The sequence below is a fragment of the Desulfosediminicola flagellatus genome (assembly GCF_005116655.2).
Taxonomy (GTDB): Bacteria; Desulfobacterota; Desulfobulbia; order Desulfobulbales; family Desulfocapsaceae; genus Desulfopila; species Desulfopila flagellata.
On sequence record NZ_CP050698.1, the window covers coordinates 1379901 to 1393162 of the forward strand.

The following is a 13262-nucleotide window of genomic DNA, read 5'->3' on the forward strand; positions in this document are numbered from 1 at the left end:
CATGATCTGCAAGCCATAGCCTGTTTGTCGTACTTATTTAGTTTTTGTCCGGCGCGAAACTAGTTGCTCCGGGTATATATATATGAAGCTAATTTGCGTAGCGGTTCTGCATTGCTGTCAAAGTCTGCAAGCGCATCAATCGCACGGTCAACTGCTTCTTTGGCAAGATCACGGGTTTTGTCGATCCCGAAATAGGCTGGGTAGGTTGCCTTGCCACGTTCTGCATCGCTTCCTGCTGCTTTGCCGAGCTGCTCAGTTGTCGCGGTTGCATTGAGTAGATCGTCTACAATCTGGAAAGCCAGACCGATATTATCACCATAGATTTTAAGCTTTTCCAGCTGGACAGGGGTAGCGTCTGCACCAATTGCACCGGCAAGTACGGCACAGGTTATTAGGGCACCTGTCTTGTTGCGATGGATTGTCTTTAATGTCTCAAACGGGAATTCTTTGTTCTCGTTGGCGATATCAAGCGCCTGACCGCCAACCATTCCGAGGGAACCGGAAGCTTTTGCGATGAGGTTAACTATTTTTAAACGGCTTTCCGGTCTGAGTGTACCATTGTTTTCATCACTCAGCAGATCAAATGCATAGGTAAGCAGTCCATCTCCAGCTAAAATAGCGCCAGCCTCGCCATAGAGAACATGGCTCGTAGGTTTGCCGCGGCGCAGGTCATCATCATCCATGGCAGGAAGATCGTCATGGATCAGCGAGTAGGTATGAATGCACTCAAGGGCGCAACTTACCGGAAGCAGGTTTTCATGGGTTGCCGGGCTTTGATCAATTGCAGCTCCGGCGGCAAGGCAGAGAATCGGCCGGACGCGCTTACCTCCGGCAAAAAGGCTATAGCGCATCGCGTCTATATGCTCAGTAAACGGCTCATCCGCTTTCAGCATATATCGGTTCATGGCTTTTTCAACTAGTATTCGCTGCTCACTCAGATAGGTCGTTATGTTCACTATTCCCCTCGGTGAATGGTACTGCTTCAATTTTACCGTCTTTTTCCAGTAGCAGTTCCACCTTTGCCCGTGCTTCATTAAGCTGTTCACTGCAGAAGCGTGCGAGTTGGATGCCTTCGTCAAATTTTTTCAGGCTTTTGTCGAGGCTTAATTCACCGTCTTCGAGTTCCTGAGTAATCTGCTCAAGACGCGATAGAGCTGCTTCGAATGATTTTTTGGCCATGACACATATCCGGTTGTTTGGAAAAAGATTGTTGGACCCGTTCCTGTTTCTTTTTTGATAGAAGCGAGTTACAACTGGTTGTATTTTATACACCAAAGCTTGGGTCGTTATCGATCAAAAGCCCGGTTATTAAACGGCTTTAAATTTGGTGTGAATATATCTATCTGCTCTGTTCCGCGCAAGGATTGATTGCATTAATTTGCTACGCCGTATTATCTATACCACATAATTCCTGGAAAACAGCGGGACTACGAGGCACAAGAGTGACTAAATAGAACGATATGGAGATATCCTTATCATGATTAAATCAATCCAATTGTTTGTTCGATGGCTCGAAGTAGAAAAAGGGTATTCAGGCCATACCATTAGCGGTTATACACGTGATCTTGAGGAATTTACTGTGTTCCTGGGAGACTCTGCAGACGTGACAACCATTGACGCAAGCAGGGTTCGGTCATTTGTCGTCAGCCTTCACGGGCATAACAGTGCTGCGACAGTTGGCAGGAAACTTTCTGCTTTGCGCACATTTTTTCGGTATCTGCAGCGACGAAAAATCGTAAATAATGATCCGCTGGCCGGTATATCAGGGCCGAAAGTAGGTCAGAGTATACCGGTATTCTTAACAGTTGATGAGACCTTCGCACTTCTTGAAGAACCTGGTGAGACGGATACTTTCAGGCTTCGGGACCAGGCCATGCTTGAGTTACTGTATTCAACGGGGATGAGGGTATCGGAACTCGTCTCACGTGACATCCCTGACCTTGATTTCAATGAGGAAGTGCTTAGGGTGAGGGGCAAAGGAAATAAGGAACGAATTGTTCCGGTTGGTCGCCCGGCTCTGGAGGCCTTGACAGCCTGGTTACCCGGACGTGAGAGATTACTGGTAAACAGGGCGGCACGAGGTAAAGCTGCAGGCACTAAGGCGCTGTTTCTCAATAATAGAGGCGGAAGACTTACAGTACGGAGCGTTGAACGATTTGTGCGATCCTATGGTGAGAGGGCTGGCATTATCCAGATCGTTACACCGCACGCGTTGAGACATTCATTTGCAACACATATGTTGGAGATGGGTGCAGACTTGCGTTCGGTACAGGAACTTCTTGGGCATGCGAGCCTATCGACAACCCAGCGGTATACACATCTGACTGTCGATCATCTGGCTGATGTGTACGACAAAGCGCATCCACTTGCGACTGGCGGTAACTGACAATTCGATTATTTTATCAACCCGAGCGACAGACTGCTCATTGAACGGATAGAGAAGGTTTTTTTCGATGAAAATACGATCAACAACAATTCTGGCAGTTCGCCATAAAGGTGAAGTTGTTATAGCGGGTGACGGCCAGGTATCTTTAGGCAACACCGTGATGAAGCATGATGCCCGAAAAGTGCGCAGATTATATAAAGACCAGGTTATTGTCGGCTTTGCCGGTGCAACCGCAGATGCGTTTACCTTGTTCGAGAAGCTTGAGCAAAAACTGGAACAGTACAACGGTAACCTTATGCGGGCATCTGTTGAACTGGCAAAAGATTGGCGAACAGATAAAATGCTGCGTCGTCTTGAAGCGATGATCATAGCTGTGGATAAAGACCACTCTCTGCTTTTAAGCGGGACCGGTGACGTGATTGAGCCGGATCAGGGTATTCTTGCTATTGGATCAGGCGGCCCTTACGCTCAGGCTGCTGCACTGGCACTGGTGCAGAAAAGTGACCTGAGTGCTGAGGAGATCGCCAGGACAGGACTTGAGATTGCCAGTTCTATTTGTGTGTATACCAATAATTCAATTGTTGTTGAGAAAATATGAAAGCTAACGATTCGTTAACGCCAAAGGAAATACTGGCAGAACTTGATAAATATATTATAGGCCAGGCCGCTGCAAAGCGCTCTGTTGCCATTGCTCTCAGGAACAGGTGGAGACGGCGCCAGGTGCCATTGCCACTGCGTGAGGAGATAGTTCCAAAGAATATTATCATGATCGGGCCAACCGGTGTTGGTAAAACTGAGATTGCAAGACGGCTTGCCTCACTTGCTCAGTCACCCTTTATCAAGGTTGAAGCATCAAAATTCACTGAAGTTGGTTATGTTGGGCGTGATGTGGAGTCGATGATTCGCGATCTGGTTGAGCTTGCGATCAGTATGGTGAAAGATGAGGAGAAAAAACGCATAAAAGGAATTGCCGAAGCAAATGCCGAGGATAAAATTCTTGATCTACTCCTTCCCGGTCCCGCTGCAAATGTCCCTTCCGGACCTGCAGGAGCTGATTCTTTCACTATCAAGGATTACGAACTGCCTGCAACTACTCCAGAGCCGAAAGATAACTCCACACGCGAAAAATTCCGACAGATGCTGCGCGATGGAAGGTTGGATGAACGCGAGGTTGAACTGGCGCTTCAGGAATCACAGTCAATGCCGATGATTGAGATCATGTCAACCAACTCCGGTATGGATGACATGCAGAACAATATTAAAGACGCATTTTCCAAGATGTTCCCGCGTAAGACGAAAAAACAGAAGCTGAAAATTCCGGAAGCGCTTGAATCTCTGACCAAAGAAGAGATGGAACGTCTGGTCGATATGGACAAGGTTACCAAAGAAGCGCTACGCAGGACGGAGCAGTCCGGCATCGTTTTCCTTGATGAAATCGACAAAATTGCCTCCCGCTCCGGAAGCGGTGGTCATGGGCCTGAAGTATCCCGTGAAGGTGTTCAGCGCGATTTACTGCCGATTGTCGAAGGTGCGACTGTTTCCACTAAGTACGGCATGGTAAAAACAGACCATATTCTATTTATTGCAAGCGGTGCGTTTCATGTTGCGAAACCTTCTGATCTCATCCCTGAATTGCAGGGTCGTTTTCCGATCAGGGTTGAGTTGCAGTCTCTTGGTAAGGAGGAATTTGTACGTATCCTTACAGAGCCTGAAAATGCGCTCACTAAGCAGTATGTGGCGCTTATGGCCACGGAAGGTATCGAACTCATTTTCACTGAAGATGGTGTTGAAGAGCTGGCCGATATTGCTGTACAGGTGAATGAAAAGACAGAAGAGATTGGTGCGCGCCGTCTGCATACTGTCATTGAAAGGGTGTTGGATAAGCTCTCTTTTGATGCCTCTGAAATGGGGGATGAACAATTTGTGGTCACCGGTGAGTATGTTCGTACACAATTGTCAGACATCGTTCAGGATCATGATTTATCACGATATATCCTGTAGGCAACTCAGGTAATATACAGCGAAAGAGAGGCACTGTTTTAGAAATGCTAAAGAAATTGTTTGGCTGGGGAAAGAACTCAGCTCAATCGCAGGACCCGGATGCTTTACGGCTCGGGGTAGACATTGAGATGAATTATTGTCCATCCTGCGGTGATGAGTATCGTGCGGATATTGAACAATGTGTGGCTTGCAACGTTGCACTGATTTCAGGGAGTGAAAAACTTGCCCAGAAACGCGAGAAAGAAAAAGCGTTCAACGGTAAGTCGATGGATATCTCTGCTAGTGATCAGTTGGTTACCATTAAAAATGGAAAGCTTCGTGACTTGAAGCCATATCAGATATTGTTGGGGCGACAACGAATCCCCGCATTACTCAGCAGTGAAGCTGGTGGTTGTGCTAAGGGCTGAGGCGGCCCGGACCTCCAGTTGGAGGTTAAAACCGAGGATGCTGAACAGGCTATTGCAATACTGCAGCAGGAGTATCTGCAGTCCACAGGGCTTGCCAGTCATGATTTGAGCACTGCTGGCGCAGTGTTTGATGAAAATGCAGTAACAACGGTATGTCCGGCTTGTGGTACGACGTTTGTTCCGAAAGAGACTGTGACCTGTCCCGAATGCGAATTACGTTTCGGCTGATTTGAAATAGCATTATATGCACAAAAAAAAGGGCTGACCGGCTATTCCGGTCAGCCCTTTTTTTATTCTGACAGTAGAATCGGATTACCACTTATCCTAAACTAATATAGTGAGGCGTTAGGTATGAGGAGTAAGAGGTATAAAGCCTTTCAGAATCTGACTACTGAGTATTGATTCAGTACCGTAAGTTACCATTTTTTCTGGACTGATGTTGTGTTCACCTCACTCCTTACTCCTTTCTATCTGGGGCTGATTTTCGGCAGTAATCATATAGATGAATCAATTGCCATTGCCATTACCGTTTCCATTCCCCCATTGCTTTTTTTTGCGAGGAATGAGCACAATGGGTTTTCTGGTAAAGGTAATGGCGTCGTAAGTCAGGATTTCTTCCATCCTGTCAGTCAGTTCACGGCAAGGCCTGATCGTAAGATCCTGGGTCACCTCAATATCGACCTCTCCTCTTCCCGGATAATGAAGGGTGAGTAGAAGCGGGCATGAACCATGGAACTGGTAGAGTGTCTTTTTAACCTGTTCGATCTGTCTTCGATTGATCTTGTCAGCTACCAGCTTCACTTTAACAAGCTCCGTATATTTTTCACGGGCATCTGGCAGTGTTTCTATATTTTCTGCAAGGATTTTAGGGCCGCGCTCATCCTGCTGAATTGTTCCCTGCACAATGACCGGATCAGTTGATGAGAGCAGATGACTACATCCTTCATAGGCACTTGGGAAAACGACAACTTCAACTGCTTCAAAGATGTCCTCAATGGTCAAAAATGCCATCGGGTCACCCTTTTTTGTCTTATGGAGCTTGCAGCTGCGAATAAGGCCGCCAACACGTACAGCCTGTTCATCTGCGATGTTAGCCAGATTCTGGATATCGCTGTCTGTTACGCTTTTGATTTCAGGCAAAACATCATCAAGGGGATGGCCGGTGATATAAAACCCAACGGTCTCTTTTTCCCGGGAGAGTCGTGTACGTTCATCCCATTCGGGGATATCCGGAACAACAATTTCATTAATTTCTGTTGTATTTTCCGTTTCAGGAGCGACGGCAAAAAGTGACATCTGGCCGCTTTGAAGATCACGCTGAACGGCTTTGGCCTGCTCCATGGCCTTATCAAGAATAGCCATGTATTGAGAACGTTTGCATCCCATTGAATCAAGTGAACCTGATTTAATCAATGCCTCAATAACACGTGAGTTTACACGACGGGAATCGACCCGGTTACAGAAATTGGACAGCGAGCTATATATGCCGCCCGCCTCACGCTCTTCAATAATAGAGTCAAGAGCGGACTCACCAACGTTCTTTACAGCAGCAAGTCCAAATCGGATATGGTCATTTTTTACAGAGAAATCCTTGAGGCTGGCGTTGACATCAGGTGGTAATACCTCGATTCCCTGTTCTTTACACTCATTGATATACATGACAATTTTATCGGTGTTTGTCATATCACAACTGAGCAGGGCGGCCATGAACTGGGCAGGGTAATGTGCCTTCAGGTAGGCAGTCTGATAGGATACCAGGGCATAGGCGGCGGAATGAGACTTATTAAAACCGTAGCCGGCGAACTTGGCCATAAGGTCAAAGACGTACTCAGCCTTTTTCTCATCGATTTTATTTTTTAACGCGCCTTTCATGAATTTAACTTTTTCCTGATCCATAACCTCGGGAATTTTCTTACCCATGGCACGTCGCAGGATATCCGCATCACCCAGAGAATAGCTCGCCAGGATGTTGGCGATTTTCATTACCTGTTCCTGGTAAACAATAACTCCGTAGGTTTCTTCAAGAACAGGTTTGAGTTGAGGTAACGGAAAGTTGGCGGTTGCACGACCGTGTTTTGTTTCGACAAAGTCATCAACCATACCGGAGTCCAATGGTCCTGGGCGATAGAGCGCTACCAGAGCGACCAGATCGCTGAACTGCTCGGGTGCCAATTTGACCAGCAATTCGCGCATGCCTGAACTTTCTAGCTGGAATACACCCAGTGCATCACCATCACACAGCAGTTTAAACGTTTTGGGGTCATCCAGAGGGATGGTATCGATATCCAGTTCAATACCGATATCGGCTTTGACATGTTTGACAGCCTTGTCGATAACCGTAAGTGTTTTGAGTCCCAGGAAGTCAAACTTGATAAGGCCGGTCATCTCAGTATGCTTCATATCATACTGTGTGACTGTCTCATCATTGCTGCCTCGGCAGGTGGGCAGAAACTTGGTCATCGGCCCGGGAGAGACCACAACACCTGCAGCATGGGTTCCCGTGTGTCGGGCAAGCCCCTCAAGTGTTTGAGAAACGGTGAGCAGTTCCTGCATCCGGGGATCGCGTTTGGCTTCCTCCAGGAGACGTGGTTCTTCGACAATGGCCTTTTCAAGGGTCATTTTAAGAGCGTCGGGAACCAGCTTGGCCATTTTATCGACTTCACCAAAGGGAATGTCGAGTGCGCGTCCGACGTCACGGAGAACTCCGCGTGCCTTCATCGTTCCGTAGGTAACGATCTGTGCTACATATTTTGCACCGCCATATTTTTGGCGGACATAGTCGATAACCTCACCACGCCTGTCCATACAAAAATCGATATCAAAGTCAGGCATAGACTTGCGTTCGATATTGAGGAATCGTTCGAAAATCAGTCCGTGGGGCATTGGATCAAGGTTGGTGATTTCCATACAATATGCGGCAAGACTTCCAGCACCTGAACCTCGTCCGGGACCGACAGGGATATCGTGATCAAGAGCCCAGTTAATAAAATCTGCAACGATAAGAAAGTAACCGGGAAAGCCCATGGTGTTGATAACATCAATTTCGACATCAAGACGTTCGCGATAGGATTTCTCCATCTCCGGCGTGAGTGTGCCGAGTTCCCGCATTTTCGCGAAACGCTTTTTCAATCCGGCATTGCAGGCATCGATAAACATCGAGTCAAGTGTCTGGCCTTCAGGAACAGGGAAATCAGGGAAATAGTAATTACCAAAATCAATCTCAAGATTGCATCGATCGGCAACTTCCTGTGTGTTGGCAATAGCTTCCGGTATATAAGAGAACGCTTTTTTCATCTCGTCCGGTGACTTGAAATAAAACTCATCGGTGGAGAAGCGAAATCTTTTGGGGTCGTTAATGGTTTTACCGGTCTGAATACACAGCAGAACCTCGTGGGCGTGGGCCTCTTCACGATTAAGGTAGTGGCAGTCGTTAGTTGCTACCAGCTTAATGCCGAACTCTTTACTCAGTTGTATAAGGCCCTTATTCACTGGAGTCTGTTCGGGGATACCGTTTTCCTGTATCTCGAAGTAGAGCCTGTCTCCAAAAATATCCAAAAGTTCCTGAGTCTTAGCGCGGGCCCCGGCCATGTCTTTTTTGCCGATCAGATATGGAACCTGGCCATGCAGACAGGCGGTAAGCGCAATAATACCCTCGTTATGTTCTTTAAGCGTGGCCATATCGATACGAGGCTTATAATAAAAGCCTTCATGCTGAGCGATACTGGCCATCTTCATCAGGTTCTGGTAGCCGGTGATGTCCATTGCCAGCAGGACGATATGGTAGGCGATCTGGCCATCCACCTGTTTTTTTACCGTGCGGTCTTCCGGGGCGACATACAGTTCGCAGCCGACAATCGGTTTTATACCTGCCTTTTTGGCCTTGGTATAAAATTCCAGAGCACCAAACATGGCACCATGGTCGGTGATTGCGACACTTTCCATGCCGTACTCCTCGCATTTTTTCAGCAGATGCGGAAGACGGATTGCACCATCCAGAAGACTGTATTGGGTATGAACGTGAAGATGGGTAAAGCCTGCAGACATAATATGTGTAATTCCTGTTGTAGAACCGGTTGATACCCGGCTGAAAGGCTTAGATTAATACTATTCCTGAGCCTGTTTAATTAAATAGGCTCGTGTAAACCGCCTGGATTCTGCTGAGAAAATATCTTACTGCGGTATACGAACAACTCACTTCAGTATACGAATAAGAGTATACGTGTTTTATGATGTAAGCATACGTAGTATTTGGAAATAGTATTGATCTTTAAGGAGTAGGTCAAATCAGGAATTAGTATTAGCACACCATGGCGATTTTTGCACCTGAAAGAGACGCTGTTTGACACAATAACCAAAGGCATTCGCCAATGGACTGGAGTGCGTTTTTATTAGCTAACGGTTTGAGCTTATATGGTGATCTATGATAGATTACAAACGTAATGAAAACCAATTGATATCTTGACTCTGCGTAATCTTCTACTATACCTCTACCTTAATCTTGACAATTCATGAGGTGGGGAGGTCGAGTTTATGTCATGGTTTGGTCTAATATCAAAGACAATAATCGTACTATTCAGAAGTTTGATTTTTTAGAACGTTTCAATTTGAAAATGTAAAACTGTTCCACATAGCCGACTGAGGACAATTAATGAGCGATGACCAGCAACTGTACATAACAAAGTTTTTGAAACTGGAATCTGCAGGTGGCATATTTTTAATGACTGCCGCTGTACTTGCTTTGATTGTAGCTAATTCACCGTTGAAGTCCTACTACGATTTATTGCTTAACACTCCTGTAGAGGTCCGCATTGGCGCTTTGGAAATTGCAAAGCCCCTTTTGCTGTGGATAAATGATGGTCTAATGGCGGTTTTCTTTTTTTTGGTGGGGTTAGAACTGAAAAGAGAAGTAGTAGAAGGTGAATTGTCAGATAAGCGAAACATCATCCTTCCAGGTGTCGGGGCTGTCGGGGGGATGGCGGTACCAGCCATTATATATTGGTTATTCAACAGCGGTGATGCTGTTGCCATGAAAGGTTGGGCTATACCAGCAGCAACTGATATAGCCTTCGCGCTTGGAGTGCTATCTCTGCTTGGGCCACGGGTTCCCACAAGTTTCAAAATTTTCCTCACCTCGTTGGCGATTTTTGATGATATCGGCGCGATCATCATTATAGCATTATTCTATACTTCAAAAATATCTATCAGTGCGTTGTTGGTTGTGGTTTTGTGTGTTCCGCTATTGTTTGTGATGAATATCCGGGGGACTACCTCCAAAAGTGCATACATTTTTGTCGGTATAATTATGTGGATATCGATGTTGAAATCTGGGGTTCACGCCACACTATCCGGGGTATTGCTGGCAATGTTTATTCCTCTAAAATCACATCGTGATACTTCGCATTCACCGTTGAAGGACCTGGAGCACGATTTGCATACCGTCGTTGCTTTCCTGATCTTGCCGGTTTTTGCTTTTGCTAATGCTGGTGTCGGTTTTGCAGGGCTTTCTGTAGAACAATTTTTACATAATGTGCCGCTTGGTGTGGCTCTTGGCCTTATTGTCGGGAAGCAGGTTGGGATATTCAGTTTATGCTGGGTTACAGTGCGGTCGGGGGTTACCACTCTGCCCAAAGATATGACGTATAAAGCTCTTTACGGAATATCTGCACTATGTGGTATCGGGTTTACCATGAGCCTGTTTGTCGGGTCACTGGCATTTGAAGAGACAGGAGTCAATAGAATCTTTGATGAACGGCTCGGAATTATCTTTGGATCGCTGATATCTGGAATTATCGGTTATCTGGTCTTAAAGAAGATGCTTGGCGGGGAACGGTGAAATCGGCAATTCACATTGTGGTGAGAGTTGCAGTTACCTAATGATGTAATAAGAAAACCCTGATCGAGACATTGCTCTGATCAGGGTTTTTCATGACTGAACAAGATGATAATTATCTTATAGTTTAATAATTCCGATCTTGGTCAAAAATACAATCAGCACTGCAACCGGTGCAATATATCTGATGGTAAAATACCAGATATTGAAGATAGTCAGAAAGCCGGTGCCATCTTCTGTGATTTCCGCCTGGGCAATACGCTTATCAAGAATATATCCGCTATAAATTGCGATCAATAGTCCGCCAATAGGGAGCATGAAGTTACTTGCGACATAATCAAGCGAGTCCAGAACTTCCATGCCTTTAATCAGTTTAAAATTACCAAGTGTGGAGTAGGAAAGTGCGGACGGAATACCTGCAATATATACGGCGATTGTCATGCAGATAGTTGCTTTCTTTCTATCGAATTTTTTCTCGTCAATCATGAACGCAGTGAGAACCTCAAGCAGGGAAATAGCAGAGGAGAGTGCCGCGAATGCTAAAAGCAAAAAGAAGAGAGTGGAGAGAACGGCTCCCATCGGTATAGTTGCAAAAACCTGTGGAAGAGTCTTAAAGATTAGGCCCGGGCCGCTTCCAGGTTCCATGCCAACAGAGAATACAATCGGAAATATTGCAAGACCGGCAACGATAGCTACCAGTGTATCAAGGAAGGCAATACGTATGGAAACAGGATAGATCGCTTCCTTTTTGTCCATATAACTGGCGTAGGTGATCATCGCACCCATCGCTAGACTCAGAGTGAAGAAGGAGTGTCCGATTGCCTCAAGCACACCATTGATGGTGAGTTTAGAGAAGTCCGGATACAGCATGAACTTCAATCCTTCCTTGGCGCCACTTGTGGTCATTGCGTAGGCAGCCATGAAAAATAGAATGCCAAATAATGTAGGCATGAGGATTTTGTTCCATCGCTCGATACCTTCTTTGATTCCGCTGATAACTGCAATAAGACAGAGAGACATGAAGGCGGTAAGGCAGACCATCTGACGTGTCGGGTCTGTAACAAGAGCTCCGAACATCCCTGAGATCGCTTCAGGTTCCTGTCCGGCAAATGCACCTGTAAGTGATTTGAACAGGTAGTCGAGAGTCCACCCGGCAACAACCCCATAGTACGACAGAATGATGAAGGCGGCAGCCAGATTAAGCCAGCCGATACTTTTCCAGAATTTGGAATGAGGGGTAAGTTCCCTGAAAGACCCGACAACATCTTTCTGAGAGTGCCGACCGATAAGAAACTCTGCCATAAGAATAGGTAAACCACAGCACAAAATCGCCACGAGATATACCAGTACGAAAGCACCGCCACCATTCATTCCTGTAATGAATGGGAACTTCCAGATATTTCCAAGACCTACTGCAGATCCGACAGCAGCTAGAATAAAACCAAATCTACTACTCCAATGGTTACGCATAAAATAATCTCCTTTTTGCTCAATTTATACGGAAGGCGACTAATGTAGAATAAAATATGCGTATGTCAACGAAATAGTAATCAGTATTTAATGTAAAGATAAATTAGTAGACATGGTAATTGATGAAAAACTCAGTAATAACATTTTTGTAGGGAAGGCAGAGAATGATTGAAATTATGTGTGCTATTAAAGCGTTTTGGAATTTCGGTGAGTTGCCAAGGTAGAAACTATGCCTGCTAAGGGGGAAAATATCTATCGACTGGTGTAACAATGTTACATTGACTTCCATATATCAGCGTTGCCACATTGTGGTATTCGCCGCTAATGAAACGGAGAGCCTGGTAAGAAAATGTATCGAAATAGAGCTGAAAAAGAAAAAAATATTTTAAAATATGCTTTATATAAAATCCACGAAGAAACCACGTTTTATACAGGGAACTTTCAAGATTTCTCAACTAAATTACATGATAACAGGGCCTACAGGAGTGTTACAATGTCGGATATTGTAGTTTTTCTCTTATGAAAGGTGTAATACTGTATTGAGTTGTAGGCCAATGCACACAATGTGGCATCTGGTCTGATGAGTTAGGAGAAAGCGAATGTGTTGAAGTCTTCTCTCAAGTGGTAACCATTTTTTTTACGGGGCAATATATGAAGAAATTACTCGTCATGACAGTGTGTGGAGTTGACCAGCCAGGTACAATAGATAATCTGGTATCCGTGCAAAATGATTTGGGTGCAGAGATTGTAAGCAGTAAAGTTATGAGGCTTGAGGGGCAGATGGCAGCTATCATGAAAATTGCTGTGTTGGAAACTCAGGAGAAGTCATTTGCGACTGGCATGGTAGAGAGATTCCCAAATTTGCAGTTTTTATATTCTCCGGTATCGGGAAGTGCTGAGAATACAAAAGTTGCAAAAAAGGTGAACGTAGTTGTGGATTGCAAAAATCGTCCAGGTGTACAGAACGAATTGAATGATATTCTGCAGGGACTAAGTTTTCATGTGGAAAAAATGGAGCACACACTTTGTCGTGTAGCAAATATCGGAGAGACACTGTTTTCAGCACGTTGTGAATTGAGAGTGCCTGAAAACCTGAGTAGTGAGGCGGTTGCTGATGAAATTGAAGCATTAACTGCTAATGCCAGGGTTAATGTTATATAGATATTTG

The 13262-nt window shown here is 45.4% G+C and carries 10 protein-coding genes; 6 read left to right on the forward strand and 4 right to left on the reverse strand.

Translation table 11 applies throughout. The features are described from left to right. Positions 1 to 59: 59 nt before the first annotated feature. On the reverse strand, positions 60 to 956 hold the full coding sequence (locus tag FCL46_RS05860; protein WP_136805442.1) for a polyprenyl synthetase family protein: 897 nt from the start codon (positions 954 to 956) through the stop codon (positions 60 to 62). Beyond that, positions 931 to 1179 carry an exodeoxyribonuclease VII small subunit gene (locus FCL46_RS05865; protein ID WP_136805443.1) on the reverse strand — a complete coding sequence of 83 codons (249 nt, stop codon included), beginning with the start codon at positions 1177 to 1179 and terminating at the stop codon, positions 931 to 933. Before FCL46_RS05865 ends, FCL46_RS05860 begins: the two co-directional genes overlap by 26 nt. A gap of 298 nt (positions 1180 to 1477) precedes the next feature. Here FCL46_RS05865 and xerC point away from each other — a divergent pair, with 298 nt between their 5' ends. From xerC to FCL46_RS29015, 4 genes are all read left to right on the forward strand, one after another. After that, the gene (gene xerC, locus FCL46_RS05870) at positions 1478 to 2386 is read left to right on the forward strand and encodes a tyrosine recombinase XerC (RefSeq protein ID WP_136805444.1); all 909 of its coding nucleotides are present in this window, start codon (positions 1478 to 1480) and stop codon (positions 2384 to 2386) included. A 67-nt stretch (positions 2387 to 2453) separates the two neighbouring features. Beyond that, positions 2454 to 2984 (forward strand): ATP-dependent protease subunit HslV, encoded by a 531-nt coding sequence (hslV, locus tag FCL46_RS05875; RefSeq protein WP_136805445.1) that lies wholly within the window; start codon positions 2454 to 2456, stop codon positions 2982 to 2984. After that, positions 2981 to 4387, forward strand: coding sequence for an ATP-dependent protease ATPase subunit HslU (gene hslU, locus FCL46_RS05880; protein WP_136805446.1), 1407 nt, complete (start codon positions 2981 to 2983; stop codon positions 4385 to 4387). The genes hslV and hslU overlap by 4 nt, the downstream gene beginning before the upstream one ends. Positions 4388 to 4431: 44 nt before the next feature. Next, positions 4432 to 5022: a zinc ribbon-containing (seleno)protein DG gene (locus FCL46_RS29015; protein WP_419249778.1), complete on the forward strand. Its 591-nt coding sequence runs from the start codon at positions 4432 to 4434 to the stop codon at positions 5020 to 5022. 279 nt (positions 5023 to 5301) lie between these two features. Here the strand turns inward: FCL46_RS29015 and dnaE are convergent, their stop codons facing one another. After that, positions 5302 to 8838 (reverse strand): DNA polymerase III subunit alpha, encoded by a 3537-nt coding sequence (gene dnaE, locus FCL46_RS05895; protein WP_136805449.1) that lies wholly within the window; start codon positions 8836 to 8838, stop codon positions 5302 to 5304. 604 nt (positions 8839 to 9442) lie between these two features. Here dnaE and nhaA point away from each other — a divergent pair. Beyond that, positions 9443 to 10627, forward strand: a complete 1185-nt coding sequence (nhaA, locus tag FCL46_RS05900; RefSeq protein ID WP_136805450.1) for a Na+/H+ antiporter NhaA — start codon at positions 9443 to 9445, stop codon at positions 10625 to 10627. Positions 10628 to 10744: 117 nt separating this feature from the next. Here nhaA and FCL46_RS05905 read toward each other — a convergent pair whose 3' ends face one another. Beyond that, the gene (locus FCL46_RS05905) at positions 10745 to 12094 is read right to left on the reverse strand and encodes a sodium-dependent transporter (RefSeq protein ID WP_136805451.1); all 1350 of its coding nucleotides are present in this window, start codon (positions 12092 to 12094) and stop codon (positions 10745 to 10747) included. Between the two features lie 651 nt (positions 12095 to 12745). On the opposite strand from FCL46_RS05905, the gene FCL46_RS05910 reads away from it, so the two are divergent. Further along, a complete protein-coding gene (locus FCL46_RS05910) occupies positions 12746 to 13255 on the forward strand; it encodes an ACT domain-containing protein (protein WP_136805452.1) in 510 nt (169 codons plus the stop codon). Positions 13256 to 13262: the final 7 nt, after the last annotated feature.